Annotated in this window: 4 protein-coding genes; all 4 read right to left on the reverse strand. The window is 69.3% G+C overall.

Features of this window, described 5'->3' with window-relative positions; translation table 11 throughout:
• Window positions 1-1,710, reverse strand: a 1,710-nt coding sequence (locus AAG816_RS19630) for a type I polyketide synthase (RefSeq protein ID WP_341991366.1), incomplete at its 3' end; no start/stop codon positions are given.
• Window positions 1,707-9,842: an amino acid adenylation domain-containing protein gene (locus tag AAG816_RS19635; RefSeq protein ID WP_341991391.1), complete on the reverse strand. Its 8,136-nt coding sequence runs from the start codon at window positions 9,840-9,842 to the stop codon at window positions 1,707-1,709. The genes AAG816_RS19630 and AAG816_RS19635, both read right to left, overlap by 4 nt.
• Before the next feature lie 2 nt (window positions 9,843-9,844).
• A complete protein-coding gene (locus tag AAG816_RS19640; RefSeq protein WP_341991367.1) occupies window positions 9,845-15,301 on the reverse strand; it encodes a type I polyketide synthase in 5,457 nt (1,818 codons plus the stop codon).
• Between the two features lie 10 nt (window positions 15,302-15,311).
• Entirely contained in the window at window positions 15,312-21,188 is a 5,877-nt protein-coding gene (locus tag AAG816_RS19645; RefSeq protein WP_341991368.1) for an SDR family NAD(P)-dependent oxidoreductase, read from the reverse strand.
• Window positions 21,189-21,204 lie beyond the last annotated feature (16 nt).

Consider the following 21,204-nt stretch of genomic DNA (forward strand, 5'->3'; position numbering starts at 1 on the left):
CGCCAGAATGGCAGCGCAGCGGTCCAGGGTGCGGCGGAAGCGCGGCGAGGTCTCGTAAAGCTCCCGGCCCATGCCGGCATATTGCGCGCCCTGGCCGGAAAACAGGAAGGCGATCTCCGGCGCCGGGCCCGCGCCGACCTCACCCACGCCCTCAGTGGCGCTACCGTCGGCGAAGGCCTTGAGCTGAGAGGCCAAGTCCTCGGCGGTGCGGGCCTGCGCGGCGAGACGATGCGAAAAATGCCGGCGTGCGGTGGCGGCGGTAAAGGCCATGTCCCCCAGCGCGGCCTCGGCCCCGGCCAGCGCCACATGATCGGCATAAGCACCGGCGAGATCGCGCAAGGCGGCTTCGCTGCGGGCGGACAGGGCCAGGAGATGCTGCGGACGCTCCATCTCCGGGACCGCGACCGCGACTGCGGGCGCCTGCTCCAGCACCAGATGGACATTGGTGCCACCCATGCCAAAGGAATTCACCCCCGCCCGGCGGGGACGGCCCTGCCCATCCCAGTCGGTCAGCCGGTCCACCACCTGGAACGGGGTAGCGGGAAAGTCGATCTCGGGGTTCGGGGTCTCGAAATTGAGGCTGGGCGGGATCCGTCCGTGCTTGACGGCAAGCGCCGCCTTGATGAGGCCGGTGATCCCCGCCGCCGATTCCAGATGGCCCACATTGGTCTTCACCGAGCCGATGCCGCACTTGGCCGTGCGTTTGGCACCGGAACCATAGGCGCGGGTGAGCGCGCGCACCTCAATGGGATCGCCCAAAGGGGTGCCGGTGCCGTGGGCTTCGACATAGCCGATGGTGTCGGGCGAGACGCCCGCCTGCGCCAGTGCGGTGGCGATCACGCGGGCCTGCCCGTCCACGCTGGGGGCGGAAAAGCCGACCTTGTGGTCGCCGTCATTGTTGACGCCCCAGCCGCGGATCACCGCATGGATGGGATCGCCATCGGCCACCGCATCCTCCAGCCGCTTCAGCGCCACCACGCCAACGCCGCTGCCGAAGATGGTGCCCCTCGCCTTGGCATCGAATGCCCGGCAGCGGCCATCCGGGGACAGAATGCTGCCCTCTTCGAACACATAGCCGCTCTTGAGCGGCAACTTCACGGTCACGCCGCCGGCCAACGCCACATCCGCCTGGAGATTGAGCAGGCTGTCGCAGGCCATGGCCACGGCGGTGAGCGAGGTGGAGCAGGCGGTCTGCACGCTCACGCTCGGCCCACGCAGGCCCAATTTGTACGAGACGCGGGTGGCGAGATAGTCCTTGTCGTTGCCCAGCACCGTCTCAAGGCTGCCCACATGGCCGATCTCGGCCCGCAGATGCAGCAGCCCATAGGTGCTGAAACTGGCGCCGCCGAACACGGCGATCTCGCCGCCGAACCGCTCAGGCACAATGCCGGCGTCTTCCAGCGCCAGCCAGGCGTGTTCCAGGAACAGCCGCTGCTGCGGGTCCATCAGTTCCGCCTCGCGCGGGCTGATGCCGAAGAAGGCCGCGTCGAACAGATCGATCTCGTCCAGATAGGAACCGGACTTCACATAATTGGGTTGGCGCAGCACCGCCGCCGGAACCCCGGCGTCCAGTAATTCCTGGTCGGTGAAGTGGGTGATGCTTTCCTTGCCCTCCAGCAGCGAGCGCCAGAATTGCCCGATGTCGCGGCTGCCGGGGAACCGCCCGCTCATGCCGATGATGGCAATGCCGTCCAGGGGTTCGGTGCTCATGATGCCGTTTCCGCTTCTGAAAATGTGTCCGCCCCGGCACCGCGGCGGCGGGCCAGGCGCTTGCTGCGGTCCTGTCGCGCCCGCTCGACGCGCGCGACGATGTCGTCGGTGTCGAGTTCGCCCGCGCCCCCGTCCAGAAACACAGCCAGGCGGCGGATGGAGGGGTTCTGGAACAGATCCACCAGCGGGAAGGTGCGCCCCAGCGCCTCCTGCAATTTGCGATGGATCTGCACCAGATGAACCGAATTGGCGCCAAGGTCGAAGAAGTTGCTGTCGAGGCCCAAGGTGGGCTGCTGAAGCACCCCTTCCACCACCCCGGCGATGGTCTTCTCCACCTCGGATGCCGGCGCCGCGCCGGCCTCCGCCACGGGGATGGCGGCATCGGGGCGCGGCAGCGCATCCCGGTCCACCTTGCCATTGGCGTTCAGTGGCAGGGCATCGAGGAACACCGCGCTGGACGGCACCATGTACTCAGGCAGCTTGGCGCGCAGGAACGCCCGCACCGCGTCCGCCGTCAGGCCCTGCTGCGGCACTTCCTCCGGCGACCAGCTCTCCAGTTGCGCCGCGCTGATGCCGCCGCCGGCAAAACTGTGCAGCACCACGTCGGCCGCATCCAGGTGAAGCAGGGCGCGGGCCGGCGCATCGGCCAGGAAGCCGAGGGCGCACAGACCGATCTGTTCCGCAGGCGCGGCGGAGGACAGCAACTGGCCCATATAGCCCGCCTCCAGCAGGCAGAAATCGCGCCACAGTGGGCCGTACATGGGCTCCACCGCCGCGCGCCGGCCCACCAGGATGATCGAGAAGGCCGAGGCCTCCACCAGCGGCCGGTTGGGGCCGGGATAGAGCGGTGCCATCGCCGCCTCGGGGCCGACAGCCACAAGGCGGTGGGCGCTGGGATTATAGACATAGGCCCCACCGGCCAGACCGGCGACGCGCCCGTCCTTGACCACCACATAGACCCGCACCGGATAGAGGCTGCCGGCGGAGGGATAACGGAACTTCGGCAGCGGCGCTCCGTCCATGGGCAGTTCCTGCAGCGCCCCCAGCACCGCCCCGAGCCGCTCCGCTGCGATGATCTCGCCGACGAAGTGCCGGAAGCTCTGACGCGCCAGCCATGCGGCGCGCCGCTCGGCATCAAAGCCGCCGCCGGGAAGCGGGATGCTCTGCGCATCCGGAGCCACATCGGGCAGGCCATGGCGGTTCAGCTTGAACGTTACCCGCGCGATGGGATCGCTGAGCACGCCTTCGGTGCTCAACTCGACGCCCGGCTCCGCATCCGGTTCGTCGCGGCGCGGCACCACATAGACCACCAGCCGGCGCTGCCCCAGCCCATCGGCCGGCGCCGCCGCGACGGCGCTCTCAACCTGCGGATGCTGGGCCAGCGCGGCTTCGATCTCGCCCAATTCGATACGGTGGCCGTTCACCTTGACCTGCGTATCGCGGCGGCCCAGGAACTCGATGTTGCCATCGGGGAGATAGCGCCCGAAATCACCGGTGCGATAGAGCCGTTCGCCGGTGCGAGGATGGCGGATGAAGGCCGCTTCGGTCTTCTCCGGGTCCTTCCAATAGCCCTCGGCCAGGCCCACGCCGCCGATATAGAGTTCGCCGGGCACCCAGATGGGCGACGGCTCCAGCACAGCGTCGAGAATGTGGGCGGTCTGGTTGGCGAACGGCTTGCCATAGGGAATGGAGCGCCAGGACGGGTCCACTGCGCCGATGGCATAGACCACCGCATTGATGGACGTCTCGGTGGCGCCGCCCTGGCCATGGACGGCGACGCCGGGATCAAAGGCGCGGATGCGATCCGGCAACGAGACCGGAATCCAGTCGCCGCTCATCACCACGCAGCGCAGGCTTTGCGGCCACAGATCGCGGCGCGGCTCCAGCGCCTCCACCAGCATCTGCATCAGCACCGGCACCGACTGCCAAACCGTGACGGAATGCCGGCGGGCCAGATCCGCCCAATGGGCGGGGTCGCGCAGCTTGTCCGCATCGGGCAGCACGATGGCGCCACCGGAGGAGAGCGGACAGAAGATGTCGAATACCGACAGGTCGAAGCCCAGTGCCGACAGGCCGAAGGTGCGGTCGTGGACCGTAAAGCCATAGCGGCGGGTAAAATCGGCGATGGAATTGGCGATGGCCCGCTGGCTGATCATCACCCCCTTCGGCACGCCGGTGGAGCCCGAAGTGAACAGCACATAGGCCAGATCATCCAGGGGGAGAGCACCCACGCTGCCGGACAAACCGGCCAAGTCGCCCCCCTGCCCCGCCAAGAGATCCACCGCAATACGCTCGATCCCAACGGGCCATGCCAGCCCCACATCCACGGCGGACTGCGTCAAAGCAATGGTCACGTCGCAATGGTGCAGCAGATAGTCCCGCCGTTCAGCAGGCAAATCGGGATCGATGGGCAGATAGGCCGCACCGGCCATCAGGATGCCCAGCGTTGCCGCGATCTGCTCCCAATCCTTGCGCATCACCACGGCCACCAGCGTGCCGGAGCCTTGGCCGCGCGCCCGCAGCAGGACGGCAATCTCGACGGCGCGGCGCAGCAGTTCGCCATAGCTCAGGGTGCGGCGGTCGGTGATAACCGCCGCCGCCTCGGGATGCGCCACCGCATGGGCGAGGAATCCCGCCTCCAGGCGGTGCGGCGGAAACGTCTCCTGGGTCTGGTTGATGGCGGCGCGCTGGGCGAGCTGAGCCGCCGGGGTGAGGTTGCCCTGCCAGGTGCTCCAGGCACTGTCTGAGGTGGCGAGGCGCTCCACCAGATCGCCATGGGCTTGGGCGAAATCGTCCAGCATCCCGGCAGGAAAGATGTCCTCCACCGCATCCCAATTGAGCACCAGAGCGCCGTTCCACTCCATCACCTGATGGTCGAGCCACACTTGCGGCGTCTGCGACACGCTCTCGATCACTTCGCCGAAGCGCTGGCTCTCCTGGCCGGCAGGGTCGATTTCGAGAGCGCTGGTGAACACCACCGGCATCAGCGCCGAGACGCCGCTGCGGCGGCGCTGGGCCAGAGCGCGCAACACGTCGATGCCGCTGATGTAGCGATGCTCCAGATCATCCCACAGCCGCCCCTGAAGGGCGCGGGCGCGCTCCAGGAAGGGGGCGGGCGCGGAGTGATCCACCTCCAGCAAGGTGAGCGTGGTGAAATCACCCATGAGCCCCACCACATCCGGATGCAGCGGCAGACGATTGAAGGTGGTGAGGTTCAAGGTGAAGCGGGGGCTGGCGCTCCATGTGCCCAGCGCCTCCGCATAAGCGGCGATCAGCACCAGCGAGGGCGTCAGGCCGGCCTTGGCCGCGCGGTCCTTCAGCGCCGCCCAGGCGGCCGGCGACAGCCGCCGCGACCGGCGCACAAAATGGGGCTTGTCCACGGCGGCGGCAGCAGCGCGGTCCACAGGCAGCTCGGGCGCCGGCGGCAGGCTGTCGAGCCGGTCGAACCAATAGCGTTGCGAGGCCTGATAGAGCTTGCCCTGGTGCAGGGCGCGTTCGGCCAGCACATAATCGCGGAAACCGATGGCCAGCGGCGGCTGCGTCTCCCCACCCGCCTCATAGCCCCGGCGCCATTCGTCGAAGAGCAGGAACAGGCTGGCGGCATCAGCGATCAGCGCATCGACACCCACATGCAGACGGACCTTGCCGTCATCCATCTGTGTGGCGCGGATCTGGAACAGCGGCCAGCGGTCCGCCGGCAAGGTCTGCCCGCTCATGGTCTCGCGCACGCTCTGGAGGTGGCGCTCCACTTCGGCGGCGGGGCGGCCACGCAAATCGGCGCAGGCGATGGCATAGTACGGCACCTGGGCGAGAACTTGCTGGCGCTCCTCGCTGAGGATGACCGCGCGCAGCATGTCGTGCCGCTGCACCAGACGGTTCCAAGTGGCCTCGATGCGTGGCAGCTCCCAGCCCACCTGCTCCAGTTCCAGATAGATCTGGGTCGCCGCCTGCCCCAGTTCGAACGTGGCGGTGCGCCCCATCCAGTAGGCTTCCTGGATCGGCGTCAGGGGGAAGGGTTCGTGCCATGTGGCCGGGTCAGGAACAAGCTCCGGCAGGGCTGCCACCGGCGCCGCGTCGCTGTCCGCCGCGGCCGGTTCAGCATCCAGGCGCGCGGCCAGGCGCGCCACCGTGGGCGCCTCGAACAAGACGCGCAGCGGCAGGGCCACGTTGAAGGCGGTGCGCACGTGCGCCATCAGCACCGTGGCCAGCAGGGAATGCCCGCCGATGCGGAAGAAATCTTCATGGATACCCACCGCATCCCGATGCAGGACGCTGGCCCAAAGGGCCGCGAGGCGGCGCTCGGTCTCGGTGCGCGGGGTTTCGGACATCTGCGCCGCACCGGATGGCGGCGCCGGCAATGCCCGCCGGTCCAGCTTGCCATTGACGGTCATGGGCAGCGCGTCGAGAAAGACGATGTCGGCGGGGACCATATAGTCCGGCACGCGGTCCGCCAGATCGGCGCGCAGCCGCTCCGCGTCCAGCATGGGAACGGTCGGGGCGCGGGGGGGACGGGCGCCGGGGCGCGGGCCGCGATGGGCATAGAGATAGTAATTGGTCTTGGCGCTCTCCTCCAGGCGCCAGTCCTGCTCCACGGTCACGGTGAAGCCCTTCACCCTGAGCAGCCTCAGAACCGCGTCCAGCCGCCCGTCCATGTCGTGCAGTTCCAGGGCCACCTGGCGGATCCTCGGCCAATCCGCATCGGCAATGCCGGCAAGCACCTGCGCCTCGCTCTTCTCCACATTGATCTTCAACAGATCAATACAGGTGATCCCCTCCCGGGCCATGACGTTGGACAGGGTGTCCAACGTCACCTCGAGGGTGTGGCTGGCCAATCGGTCGTCCAGCAACTCCTCCAGCAAGGCCGGCTCGAACGCCTCGCCGGTGTCGCCGTCGTGCTTGCGCACAAAGGAGCGCACCACGTCCGCATCCGCCGCGCGATCCGCATGCAGGCCGGAGAGGAAGGAGAAGCCGGGATAAAAGGTGAAGACGCCGGTGCCGGGCTCGCCCGAGAGCCCCATATTATGCACCTTGGCCGTAACGCCATAGAGGCCCGCATTTGCGGTGGCGATCGCATGCACAGTGGGGTTCGGCTCGAAGGCATGGATGGTGACGCCGGGCGCCGCCAGATGGGCGGACAAGGTGAACAGCCCGATATTGGCGCCCACATCGAACACCACATCGCCGGCCCGCAACTCGACCCCATGGCGGAAATAGGCTTCCAGCTCGAACATTTCCTCATAGAGGAAATCGGTCTCATTGCGGTTCAGCTGCGCCACTGCCAGCCCGTTGGGCAGGATGTGGCGCGGCTGGCCGTTCACCTTTGGCGCGCGCGCCGCATCGACGACCACATAGGCCACCAGCCGCTGGTGCGCGCCCTCGCCGTGCCCCACGACGGCGGCGTCGACCACGCCCTCGCTCCGCTTCAGCGCAGCCACCACTTCGCCCGGCTCGATGCGATAACCCCGCAGCTTGATCTGCTCATCCGCCCGGCCAAGAAATATCAGACTGCCATCTGCGCGGCGGCGAACCCGATCCCCGGTGCGATAGACCGGCGCGGGATCGAACGGCAATGAGAGAAAGCGGCTTGCGGTCAGATCCGGGGCATCCACATAGCCCTTCGCCACACCCGCCCCGCCGACATAAAGTTCGCCCGGCATCCCAGCCGGCACCGGGCGCTGCGCGGCGTCTAGAACATAGGTGCGCACATTGGGCAGCGCTTGGCCGATATGGGGGAACGGTCCCTTGATCTCGGCCCAGGTGGTATCGACGGTGCATTCCGTCGGGCCGTAGAGATTGAAGGCGCGCACGCCTGGCTGCGCCGCCAACTCCGCCCACAGCGCGCCATCGATGGGCTCGCCGCCCACCAGCACCGCCTTGAGCGCGGGCGCGCCGCCGCTCAGCAGGCCTTCCGCCAGCAGCATGGCCAATTGGGTCGGGGTCGCGTCCAGCACCTCCACCCCATGGGCGCCCAGATAGGGCACCAGGGCCGCCGGGTCCGTGCGCACCGCTTCCGGGATCACATCCAGCGTATGCCCGCCCAGCAGTTGGATGATCTGCTTCACCGAGGTGTCGAACACCACCGGTCCGTTGACCGCCACCCGCAAGGTGCTGCCAAGACCGGCATAGACCGTCTCGCGCAGAGCGTGGAACAGGTTCACCACCGCTCCGTGGCTCACGATCACGCCGCGCGGGGCGCCGGTGGAGCCGGAGGTGTAAAGCACATAGGCAGGATCTTGGACGCAGACGCGGACATCCGGTGCCGTCGCCGATTCATCCGCGATCAAGGGGGCGCAGCGCAGAACGCCCTCGGGCGCTCCCTCACCTTCGCCTCCCCCAACCACGACCCGCGCACCGCAGGCAGCGATGATGCTGGCCTGCCGGGCCAACGGCCAACGCATATCCACCGGCACATAGGCCGCACCGGCCTTGAGAATCCCCAATATGCCGACGACCAGCTCGACCGAACGGTCCAATTGCAAGACGACACTGTCGCCGGGGCGGACACCCGATTTCACCAAGCGGTGCCCCAGGCGGTTGGCGGCAGCTTCCAGCGCGGCATAGGAGAGGCTGTCCTCCCCGCACACCACCGCCAGCGCGTCCGGGGTCGCGGCGACTTGGGCGACAAACAGATGATGCAGCGGACGCTCCGGCCCGATATCCAACGCCGGGCCGATGCCGGCGCGCAGGGCTGCGGCAGCCGCGGCCCCGGACATCAGGGCGAGGTCGCAGACTCGCGCCTCGGGCCGCGCGACACAGTCCGACAGCAACGTCAGGAACTGCTCCGCGAGGCCATCAATGGTGGCGCGGTCGAACAGATCGGCGGCATATTCGAAGGTGCCGACCAGGGCGTCACCCTCGTCCTTGATGGAGAGGCCCAGATCGAATTTGCTGATCTCCGGATCAATATCGAGATAATCGATCTCCAGGCCCGTCGGAGCGATGCCCGTGGGGAGCTTCTGCACGTCGAACATCAGCGCGGTGAGCGGCACCGGCCCCAGATCGCCGGCCCGGCGCAGATGCTCGACCAGATGTTCATAGGGATAGAGCTGATGGGCGCGGGCCTCGATGGCGCAATCGCGCACCGCCGCCAGCGCCTCGGTGAACGCCTGTGCCCCATCGACCTGCAGGCGCAGCACCAGCGTGTTGATGAACAGCCCGACCGCACTCTCCAGTTCCGGCAGATCGCGGGTGGTGCTGGGCACCGCGAGCATCACGTCATCGACCCCGGAGGTGCGTGCGAGCAGCACAGCATAAGCCGCCGCCAGGGTGGCGAACACCGTGGTCTCGCAGCGCTGGGCCAGGGCCCGCACGGCAATGGTCAGGGCGGCATCGCAGCGAAACACCACCCGCCCGCCCGCTGCGCTGCGCACGACCGGACGCGGCCGATCCAGCGGCAAGGCCGGCGGCGGCGGGGCCTCCGCAAGGTGGCGGAGCCAGTAGTCCAGTTCCCCATCCAGGGCGCCGCTAGCGAAACGGGCGCGCTCCCAGACGGCGAAATCCGCATAGGCGACACTTGCCGTGACGGGCGCAAGGCTCTCGCCGCGCTGGCGCGCGCCATAGGCGGCGAAGATGTCGCGGAACAGACCGGCGGCGGACCAGCCGTCCAATACGATGTGGTGAACCACGAACACGATGACGTGCTCATCCGGCCCTACGGCCAATGCCGACAGACGCAGCAGCGGCGGCGTGGCGAGCGTGAACGGACGACGGATCTCGCCCCGGATGGCCGCATCCACGGTCACCGCGTCGGCCCCGGCGAGGTCAAGCCGGGTCAATGGCACCGGCGCGGCGGGCAGGATGGCCTGCTCCGCATTTTCGCCCGCTGCCACGATGGCGGTGCGCAGGATCTCGTGGCGCGCCACCAGATCGTCCAACGCCGCGGTGAGCCAAGCGAGGTGCAGCGGACCCCGCACGCGCAGCACCACGGCCTCGTTATAGGCCGGGCTGTCGGGGTCCAACACATGCTCGAACCACAAGCGCTCCTGCGCAAACGACAGCGGAAACCGCCGTCCGTCGCGGGGCTGGGGCGCGACGCGCAGAGCGGCGGCGGCCTGCGCCTTCTGTCCCAGCCGGCGGGCCAGAAGGGCGCGCTGCTGCGGTGACAATTGCGCGAGGCGGTCTTCGATGTTCATGGTCACGCGACCCTCTGCTCGGACGCGAGCAGCGCCTCGACCTCTGATGCTGGCAAGTCTTCGATTTCATCCAGCAAGGCGGCCAGGCGCGCATCGAGGCCCAACTCTTCCTCCAGCCAGTCCGCCAGCTTGGCCACCGAGCCGGTGAACAGGTCGACGATACTCGGCGTCAACTCGAACTGGCGCTTGATGCGGTTGCGGATTTCCACCGCCATGATGGAATCCATGCCCAGGGTGGTCAGCGGACGGCGATGATCCAGCTTGGCCGGATCGAACCGCAGCACGCCGGCCACGATCTGTCCGAGCCGGGCACGAAGCTCCGCTTGCCGTGTGGCCGGGTCCATCAGCAACAGATCGGCAAGCCCGTCCCCGGTGACATCGGCGTCCATTCCGGTTTCGACGACCGCCTGGAGGAGCGACAGGCGCGGGCTCTGCGGCACTAGCGCCCAATCGGCATTTAGAACCACGGCTTGCGCGGTGCCCAGCGCCAGGATGTGCTCCAGCGCTGCCATCCCTTGCGTCGGCGTGATGCCGGCGATGCCCGCCAGCCCAGCGCGCTCGGACAGCCCGAGCCGTGCGAACAGGCCAATTTCCGCCCAAGGCCCCCAATTGATGCTCGTGGCCGGCAGGCCCTGTGCCCGGCGATGCCAGACCAAGGCATCCTCGAAGGCATTGGCGGCGCCGTAATTGGCCTGCCCCACCTGTCCCAGGACGGAGGAGGCCGACGAATACAGAACAAAGAAATCCAGCGGCAGATGCGCCGTCAGCCGGTGCAACGCCCAGGCCCCGGCCACCTTGGGCCGCATCACCGCGGCCACGTCGGCGGAGGTCATGCGCAAGAGCAGGCTGTCCTGGATCACGCCCGCCGCATGGATCACGCCGCGGATCGGCGGATGGGCCTCGTCCTGATAGGCGGTGAGGAACGCGCCCAGCCGGCCTTCATCCGCCACGTCGAACGCCTCCAGCCGCACGGAGGCCCCCAATGCTTCCAAGGCGCGAACCGCCGCGACCCGTTGGCCTTCACCCGTATCCGGGGCCAATGCCGCCCATGTGGCGCGCGGCGGCAGCGGGGTGCGGGCGATGATGACCAACCGCCGCGCCCCGCGCGCGACCATCCAGTGCGCGGTCTCCAGGCCAAGGCCGGTGAGGCCGCCGGTGATGAGGTAGCTGGCATCGGGGCGAAGCAGCACCGGCTCCGGCGGCGGCCCCGGCTTCGGCACGCGCGCCAATCGCCCGACCAGTCGCTGGCTTCCGCGCAGGGCGATTTCACGGTCTTCCCCAAGGTCCAGCAATTCGTCCACCAAGGCCTCACCCTGGCCGGCCCCATTGGCGGGGTCGAGATCAATCTGGGCACCCCAGATCTCGCCATGCTCGATGCCCACCACCCGGCCAAAACCCCAGAGCGGCGCATCCGCCCAATGGGGCGCCGGATCAGCAAGGCCGCATGAGATCGCGCCCTGGGTCACGATGAACAGGCGCGCCCGTTCCCCACGTGCCACCAGGGAGTGGACTGCGGGGAGCGCCCGCATGGCCACCGCGTCATAGACCGCATCGGGGACAGTGTCGCCGCCACCGGCGCCGAGCAGCACCACACTGCGCAAGGCGTCCCCCGCAGCCGCTATCTCGGCCGCGAGGTCGGCAGTCTGGGCAACCACACGCGCCTCGCCGCGCCGCTGTCGCAGGGCGTCCGCCACGGTGTCCGCCAGTGCGCCCTGCGGCCCGGCCAGCAGCCATAGGCCGGCGGCATCGGGCATCACCGTGCCGTCCGGGCGCGGAAGAGCGTGCCATTCAAGAGCATATAGGCTGTCGCGCAAACGCGGCTCGGCGGCCGGGCGGATCTCATCGACGCGGCGCAGTTGCAAATCGGTGATGCTGGCCAGCACGGTGCCATTGCCGTCATGCAGCGTCAGGTCTGCAGACAGGCTTGGGGCGCCGGGCACGGCATCGCCGGTGAGCACCGCCCGCACAAACACCCGCGCTGGAGCCCCCGCGAACACCGAAATCGCCCCGACGCCCTGCGGCAGGTACACCGGGCCTGCGGCGCCGGCCTCACGACCAATGGCGGCCACCACCTGGAATGCGCTGTCCAGCAGCGCCGGATGCAGCCGAAAGCGGGCATCCAGGGTGCCGTCCGGCAAGCCCAATTCCGCCCACGCCCCGCGAGTGCTGCTGCGCAGGGCGCGCACGCCCCGGAACATGGGGCCATAGTCGAGCCCACCGGCGGAAAACCGCCCATAAAAGTCCGCGAGCGACACCGCCACGCCGGCTTCCGGCGTGATCTCGACCCGTTCCGGAGCCGCCGCCCCGTCGCCCCGCACACCGATGCGCGCATGCAGGCTCCAGTCCTCGTCGCCCGCGGCAGGACGGCTCAGGATCTCCACCGACGCGACCTTGCCGCCGGTACGTGTGAGGCACACCTGGACGCGCCGGCTTTCGCCCTCCGGCAGCAGCAGCATCTTGTCGAAACTGGCGTCCGTCAGGGTCACGTCGGGCCAGGGTAGCGCCTGCCGGGCTGCCGCCAGCGCGATCTCCAGATAAGCGGCGCCGGGCAGAACCGGGACGCCCGATAGGGCATGGTCCCGCAGCCACGGCAGGCTGGCGGTGTCGATCTCCCCGTCCCAGAACTGGCGCCCCCCCTGTGCCGCCGCGAACGGCGTGCCCAGCAAGGGGTGGCCTCCCGCCCGCCGGCTGCCGACCGCGCCGCCTGTAGCGGCAGCGATCTGGTCCACCCAGAAATGCTCGCGCTGCCAGGGATAGGATGGCAGCGAGACGCAGCGTGCGTGCGCCGGCATCACCTGCGTCCAGTCCACCGCATGCCCCTGCACCCAGAGGCTGCCCAAGGCGGTGGCCATGGCCAGCGGCCCGTCCATCTCGCGTACCAGGCTGCCAAAGGCGATGCCGTCCGCCTCCAGATGCTGCAAGGTCTGGCGCACAGCGCCCACCAGAACCGGATGAGGGCTCACTTCCAGGAACAGATAGGCTCGTTCCCGCGCCAGTCGCGCCACCGCATCGGCGACGCGGAACGGCTCGCGCAGATTGCGACTCCAATAGGCGGCACCAAGGTTCGGGCCGGCCTCGTCCTGCACCGTCACGGTGGAGAGAAAGCGGGTGTGCGCCGGCTGCGGCGCAATGCCCGCCAACTCCGCTTCCAACTGCGGCCGCAGGCTGTCCATGGCCGGGCTATGGGCCGGCACATCGACATTTTCCAGCAGCCGGCAGAAGGTGCCTGCCGCCTCCAGCTGCGCCAGATAGGCCCGTACGGCATCCCCATCGCCCGCAATCAGCGTGGAGGTAAAACTAGTGGTGCCGGCCACCCCGAGCCGGTCCGCCTGTCCGGCCAAGGCGGTCTCGACCTCGGCTGCCGGAAGCCCCACCACGGCGGTGGCTCCGACGCCGCGCTTGGTGCGCAGCAACCGGCTGCGGGTGAGGATCACCCGTGCTGCATCCTCCAGCGACAGAATGCCGACGGCGTGGGCCGCCGCGACCTCGCCCATGCTCTGGCCGATCACCACGTCCGGCGTCACGCCGAAGTCACGCCACAGCGCGGTGAGCCCCGCCTGAAGGGCGAAAAGCGTCGGCTGCACCACGTCGATCTCGTCCAGGCGCGAGGCCTCCGGCGCCGCATTCAGTTCGGCGATCAGCGACCATCCGGCCTCGGCCTGGAACAGTGTCTCGCAGCGATCAACCACCGCACGGAAGGCCGGCGCGGTGGCATAAAGATCGCGTCCCATCCCCAGCCATTGCGAGCCCTGGCCCGAGAACACAAACGCCAGCGGCGCATCGGGCGCGCCGTCGCGCCGGCTGGCCATGACGACATGGGGCGCATCCTCGTCCGCCAGATAGGCCTCCAGCTGGGCGGCCATCTCTGCGCAACTGGCGCCGGCAACGGCAAGGCGATGGGCGTGGTGGGTCCGGCGCAGGGCGGCGGTGGCGCAAATGTCCGCCAAATCCGGCGCATCGGCGGCGCGCAGATAGCCCACATAGGCCCGCGCCAGATCCCGCAAGGCCTCCGGCGTGCGGGCGGACACCGGTAGCACCAGGGCCTGCGGCTCAGCGACAACGGCGTGAGCCGCGAGCGGAGGCTCCTCCAGCACCACATGCACATTGGCGCCGCCGAACGAGAAGGCGCTGACCCCGGCGATGAGCGGCGCGTCCGGATACGGGAACGGCCCGGCGCTGGTGCGCACATCCAACGGGAAGGTCGCTTCCGCCAAGGCGGGATGCGGCGTCTCGAAATGCAGATTGCCCGGAAGCAGCCGATGCTTGAGAGCCAGCGCCGTCTTGATCACGCCGGCAATGCCGGCGGCGGACTCGGTGTGTCCGATGTTGCTCTTCACCGACCCCACCGCGCAGGTCCGGTCCGGCGCGCGCCCCGTGCCCAACACGGCGCTGAGCGCCTGGAGTTCGATGCGGTCGCCGACGATGGTGCCGGTGCCGTGAGCTTCCACATATTGCACCATGTGCGGCGCGAGGCCCGCCTTGTCATAGGCCTCCCGCAGCAGAGCCTCCTGGGCCTGCCCATTGGGAGCGGCGATGCCATTGCTGCGACCGTCGTGATTGACCGCCGTGGCGCGGATCACCGCATAGATGCGGTCGCCATCGGCCTGCGCCTGCGACAGCAGCTTCATCACCACCATGCCGGCCCCTTCCGAGCGGGCCATGCCGTCGGAGGCGGCATCGAAGGTGTGGCAGCGTCCGCGCGGCGACAGCGCCCCCATGCGGGAGAAACAGATGTCGGGGGCCGGCACCAGATTGACCGCCACCCCGCCGCACAGCGCCAGCGTGGCCTCCCCGCTGCGCAAGGTCTGGCAGGCCAAATGCAGCGCCAGCAGCGATCCCGAGCAGGCGGTGTCCACCGTGAGACTCGGGCCGCGCAGGTCCAGGACATAGGACAGGCGATTGGCGATGATGGAGTTGGACGTGCCGGTGCCGGTGCTGGCGGATACCCAGCGATCATCCGCGGTAATGAGCTGGTTGTAATCATTGGTCAGCGTGCCCACCACCACGGAGGTGGGCGAGCCGATCAACCGCTCAGCGGGAATGCCGGCATCCTCCAGCGCTTCCCAGGCGGTTTCCAGGATCAGCCGCTGGCGCGGGTCGATGAAGGGGGCTTCGCGGGGGGTGATGCCGAAGAAATTCGCGTCGAAAGTGTCGAGGCCGGGCAGATAGCCCCCTTCCCGGCTCACGGTCTTGCCGCGCGCCTGCGGATCGGGGCTGTAGAGGCTGGCGATGTCCCAGCGATCCTCCGGCACCGGCCCCAGTGGATCGGTGCCGCTCAGCAGCAGGTCCCAGAAGGCGTGGAGGTCTTTCGCCCCGGGGAAATGGCAGCCCATTCCCACGATCGCCACCGGCTCGTTCTGGCGGCGCTCCAGCGTGTCCACCTTGGCGCGCAGGTCGCGAATCGCGCGCAAGGCCCGTTCGGTGGTGGTCGCAGAGGTGCCAGCGTTCATGTCGGACATGGAAGCACCTTCAATATTTCAGAGCGTTCAGCTCAGCCAGCAGCGCGCGCTCGGCTTCGCCATCGCCTTGTGCCGGCGCTGCCGCCTCCGGATCGCTCTCGCGCCAGTGCAGCACATCCTCGGTGAGATGGCGCACCAAAGCGTCGATGCTGGGATAGTCATAGGCCAGGGTGGCGCGCAGGGACACGCCGAGATCGGTCTCCAGCGCCGCCTTCAGCTCCATGTTCATGAGCGAGTCGAAGCCGATGTCCTCCAGCGGCCGCGCCACATCCACTGCCTCCGGTGCGGGGAACTCCAGCGCCGTGGCCACCAGCGCGCGCACATGGGCCCGCAGCAGGCGCAGACGCTCGGGTCCAGCGGTGGCGTCCAGGCGGCGGCGGAAAGCCGACGCGGGCTCGGGCGCGCCGTCCTCCGGCGCCTGCGTTCCCAAACCCGCCAGAAGCCCGACCGGATGCCGGCCCGGTATCAAGCCAGCCTCCCAACCCGACGGCATGGCCAGCACATGGCCCGGGCGATGCACCAGCAGGCGGTCGAGCACCGCCGCACCTGCCACCGCCGAAATCCGACCGATGCTCCCGGCCCCGCTGTCCAAGTGCTCGGCCATGCCGGCGCCCGCCCACGGACCCCAATCGATGGCCTGCGCCGCAAGGCCATGGCTGGCGCGATGCTCGGCGAGGGCATCGAGGGCGGCATTGGCGGCGGCATAATTGGCCTGACCTGCGGTTCCCACTACACCCGAGGCCGAAGCGTAGAGGAAGAACAGGTCCAGGGGTTCGTCCAGGGTCGCCTGGTGCAGCAGCCAGGCGGCGCGCAATTTGGGCGCCAGCACCGTGGCGAGATGCGCCGCGCTCTGGTTCACCAGCAAGGCATCGTCCAGCACCCCCGCGGCATGGATCACCCCGCGCAACGGCGCCATGGTGGCGCGCACCGAGGCCATCACCTGGTCCACAGCGGCCGGTTCGCTCACGTCGGCCTGGAAGACCTCGATCCGCGCTCCAGCCGTTCGCAGCGCGGCCAGGATCGCCTCCGCGTCCGGCCCCGGCGCGCGACGGCCCACCAGAGCGAGGCTGCGGGCGCCATGGCGCACCAGCCAGTCCGCCGCATGCAGGCCCAGCGCCCCCAGGCCCCCGGTGACCAGGAAGGTGGCATCGGGGCGAATGAGGTCGCTGGCGGCGCCGGCGGCCTGCCACAGCACGATCTTGCCCATATGCCGGGCGCGCGCCATCTGCTGGAAGGCCGCGCCCACATTCTCGATGGCAAACAGTTCCGAGCGCAGCGGCGTGAGGCTGCCATCGGTGAGGCGGGCGAGCATCTGCGCCATCATGGCGGCGATCAGGCGCTCGTCGCGCTTGATGTCCCACAAATCGAAGCGGTGATAGGCGATGCCGCGCCCGAGCGCGGCCACCTCATCGTCGCTCCACACCCCCATCTTGCCGATCTCGATGAAGCAGCCGCCATCGGCCAGCGCCGCAAAGCTGGCGGAGATGGCGTCACCCGAGAGGCTGTTCAGCACCACGTCCACGCCCCGCCCGTCGGTCACGCGGCGGATTTCGGCAGCAAACTCCGTGGTGCGGGAATTGAAGATATGCGTCACGCCCTGGCGCTGCAGATAGCGCCATTTGCCCGGACTGGCGGTGGCGAAGACCTCCGCCCCGGCGCGCTGCGCCACCTGGATTGCCGCCTGCCCCACCCCGCCGGCGGCGGCGTGGATCAGCACCCGGTCGCCCGGCTTCAGCCGGGCCAGGTGATCAAGGGCATAATGGGCGGTGAGAAAGGCCAGCGGCAGGGTAGCCGCGTCGCGGAATGACAGACGATCGGGCTTGGGCACCACGAAGGCCGCCGGCACCCGCACCCGGCCGGCAAGGCTGCCAACGGTCAGGCCGGCCATCACCGGCCTGTTGACGGCCAGCCCCTCAACCCCGGCGCCGATGGCGGCGATCACCCCGGCGCATTCCAGGCCATAGGGCATGCGGTCGGCGGAATCCGTCAGCAGCCCCATGCCGTGCAAAACGTCGCGGAAATTGAGGCCGCTGGCCACCACGTCGATGATCACCTCGCCCGGCCCCGGCGGCTGGCCGTCGAACACCGGCAGAGTGATGGCCTGGTCCGGTTCGTGCGGGCGATCCGCCGTCAGCCGTGCCGCAAGGCACACGCCCCGCCGCAACGCCAGGTCCTCGCCGCGCGGCGCCGTCAGCAGGCATGCCGCCAGATCCGCCATTTCCGCCGCCAATAGCTGGGTGGCGTCGGGGTCCATGTCGATGCGGGTGAATGACACGTCGGGATATTCGGTGGCCGCGACCCGCGACAGGCCCCAGAGCCCCGCTTCGGCCACGCCCGTCACCGGCTCGCTGCCCACCCGCTGTGTGCCGCGCGTCACCAGATCCAGCCGCAGCGGCGCGCGATGTCCGGTGTGGCCCACCGCCTGGATCAGGCGCAGCACCTCCACATAAGCGGATGGAACCGAGAGGGCGGCGGGATCGGCAACGGTGGTGGCCAGATAGACAAGCTGGCATCGGCCCTGAGGCGCGCCGGCCTGCGCGTCGGCGATCCAAGCGCGCAAGGCATCTGCAGTGGCACAGGCGGCGACGGGGATCTCCACCACCTGGTGTCCGCCCGCCGCAAGTGCCAGCGCCAGATGGCGGACGCTCTCCCCGTGGTCGCCCAGCAGCGCGAACACGCGTGGCACCCCCCCGTCGGTCATTTCCGCCCGGTGCCAGCGCAGGCTGAGCAGCTCCGACTGGGTGCCGATGCCCTCATCCTCCACCGCATCGGTCCCCAGCGCGGCCCGGACGAAGACGGCGCCATCGAGCTGCGCCACCGCCTGTCCTTCGGCATCCCATAAGGTCAGGTCGATGCGACAGGATCGCTCCGTGCTGTCGCCGCCGAGGCACAGCGTGCAGGTGGCGGCGCGAGCGGATGGCACGAACACCGTCAGGCGATCGATGCCCTGGGGCATCCAGGTGAAGCCGGGCTCCTGTGGCGGCAGCACAGCGCTGCAACACACCAGGCACGCATCCAGCAGCGCGGGATGCAGCAGATAATCCGTGCTTGGACCGGCTTCGGGCGGCGCCTCCACATGGGCCTGCACCCCGTCCGCGTCCAAGGTGAAGTCTTTCAAGCCGCGAAATGCCGGACCATAAGCGAAGCCGAACTGCGTCAGCCCGCCATAGACCACCTCCCCTGGAGTCGATGCGGCAGCTGCGGGCTCCGGCAGATGTTGGGGGGCGGGCGGCACCGCGGCCGTTGCCAGCCGGGCGGTGGCATGGAGCGTCCAAATCCCCGCGGCGCCGCGGGCGAAAAGCTGCCAGCCGCCCTCCGGGGTGATGACGCTCTGCACCTCCAGGGGGCCATCGTCCGGCACCACCAGCGGATGCCGCACCACCAGGTTCTCGATCCCCAGGCCGGTAGACGGCATCAACCCGTCATGCCCCCCTGCGGCCGCGCCATGGGGCGACATATTCTGCAGGGCGATTTCCGCAAACCCGGCCATGGGAAAGGTCGCCCGACCGGCAAACCGATGGTCACGGAGGAACCGCAGCCGGTCAGTGCCCAGATCAAGCGTGAAGCGCACCTCGTCTCGCCCGGCCACATCGATGCGGCGACCCGCTAGCCCACGTTCCGTGGACACGGTCGCCGTATCCGGGCGCGGGATGAAATACGACCCGCGCTCGAATGGATAGGTGCCCAGCGCCAGTCGCCGACATGGCGCCTCCACCGCCGACCACTCCACATCGAGCCCGGCGAGATGGGCGGCGGCAAGCTGCGGCAGGAGGTCCGTCCATTGCGCACCGCTGGGGGCGATCTCGATGGTGAACGTCCCGGCTTCGGCTGGCACGTCCGCCACGGTCCCCACCCGCTGCGCCCACCAATAGGATGGGCTGGTGGCTTCTGCGACGATTTCCCGACCCAGGAGGCCGGACACCAACGGCACCTCGGGGGCCCGCAGGTCCAGGCTTCGCACCGTCGCCATGAAGGAAAGCCGCCCGGCCTCGGGGGCATCGGTGGCCACCGCGCGCCGGGCTTGGAGCAGGCGGCCGGCCTGTGCGAGGGGCAATACCCCCGCCACGCAGGCTGCAACCACCTCGCCGGAGCCCTGCCCGGTCAGCCGATCCGGCGCCAGACCCCAGCTGCGCCACAGCGCGGACAGGGCGTAAGCCAACACGAAGGCCCGCACATGGGCTTCGCCATCTGCCAGCACGAGGCCCGCGGCCGCGCAGGCGTGCACCGCCGCGGCGAAGGCAGGCGTGCTGTCCATGAGCGCCTGCCCGCCATCGGCTGGCAGCGCAACGCCGTCGGAGAACGCAAATAGCACCTTCGGCCGGCGTGCCGGCACCGGGGCGATCTCCAGATGCTCCAGTTGCCGAACCAGAGCGCCCACATCCGCGAACGGCACCACAGCCCGGATCGGGAAGGCGCCCCGGCCCGCGTTCAGGCTCCGCGCCACAGCCGCCGGCTCTACGTCGGGCATGGCGGCGAGGGCCTGCGCGTGCCGCAGCGCCAGCGCGCGCAACGCCGGTTCGCTCTTGGCCGAGAGCGCGGCGATGTAGCCGGGACGGGTCGGGACCGGCGCATCGTCCAGCTCCGGCGCCGCCTCCAGGATCAGATGGACATTGGTGCCGCTCATGCCGAACGCGCTGATGGCGCCGCGCAACGGCGCATCGCTGGCCGCAAACGGCTGCGGCACGACGGGCACCGCGAGGCCGAGGGAGTCCCACGCCACATGGGGATTCGGCGCGGTGAAATGCAGATTGGGCGGCACCTCGCCCTGGAGCAGGGCCAGCACAACCTTCAGGAACCCTGCCACCCCGGCGGCCGCTTCCAGATGGCCGAAATTGGTCTTGGCCGATCCCACCGGCAGCGGCGCTGCGCGGTCCGCGCCGTAAACCGCGCCCAGTGCGCGCAATTCGATGGGGTCGCCCAGACTGGTGCCGGTGCCGTGGGCCTCCACAAAGCCGATGGAGGCGGCGGGAACCCCGGCATCGGCCAGAGCGGCGCGCAGCACGTCTTGCTGGGCGGTGCCGTTGGGCGCGGAAATGCCGTTGCTGCGCCCATCATGGTTCACCGCCGAGCCGCGGATCACCGCCAGCACCGGATCGCCGTCGCGGACCGCATCGCTGAGCCGGCGCAGTGCCACCACGCCGCAACCCTCGCCGCGCACGAAGCCGTCCGCATCGGCGCTGAACGTCCGGCACCGCCCGCTGGGGGACAGCGCCTTCATCTGGCACAGGGCCAAGGTGATCTCCGGCGACAGCACCAGATTGACGCCGCCCGCCAAGGCCCGGTCGCACTCCCCGTCCCGCAGGCTGCGACAGGCCAGATGGATTGCCAGCAGCGAGGAGGCACAGGCCGCATCCAGCGCCATCACCGGGCCGTGCAGATCCAGGGCATAGGCGATGCGCCCGGCAGCCAGGCTGCGCATCATCGCCAGCCCGCCATGGCCGTCGATCTGCTCCGCCGCCCGGCGATAGAGCCGTTCCTGGGCATAATCGTCGGAATAGATGCCGATGAAGACCCCGGTTTGCGAGCCCGCCAGCAGGCGCGGCGACCAGGCGGCGCGTTCCACCGCCTCCCATGCCACTTCCAGCAGCAGCCGGTGCTGCGGGTCCATGGCAGAAGCCTCGCGCGGCGAGATGCCGAAGAAGGCGGCGTCGAAGCCGTCGATGCCCTCCAGGCAGGCCATGTCATGGGAATAGGCGCGCCCCGTGCCAGCGCCTTCAGCGCCCCAGCGGGCGGCGGGCACCGGTCCCACCGCATCCACCCCGTCGCGCAGCAGCCGCCAATAGGCCTCGGGATCGTCGGCGCCGCCGGGAAAGCGGCAGCCGGCGGCGACCACGGCGATCGGCTCCCGCGACGCGGAAGCCGACAAGAGGCCATCACCCAAAGTCATGCGCTCTGCCATGGGC

Source organism: Azorhizobium sp. AG788, assembly GCF_943371865.1.
Lineage (GTDB): Bacteria > Pseudomonadota > Alphaproteobacteria > Rhizobiales > Xanthobacteraceae > Azorhizobium.

Excerpts from the sequence above, each read along its gene's own strand:
- AAG816_RS19635 (WP_341991391.1), bottom strand. The coding sequence starts at position 9,842 with ATGAACATCGAAGACCGCCTCGCGCAATTGTCACCGCAGCAGCGCGCC.
- AAG816_RS19640 (WP_341991367.1), bottom strand. The coding sequence starts at position 15,301 with ATGTCCGACATGAACGCTGGCACCTCTGCGACCACCACCGAACGGGCC.
- AAG816_RS19645 (WP_341991368.1), bottom strand. The coding sequence starts at position 21,188 with ATGACTTTGGGTGATGGCCTCTTGTCGGCTTCCGCGTCGCGGGAGCCG.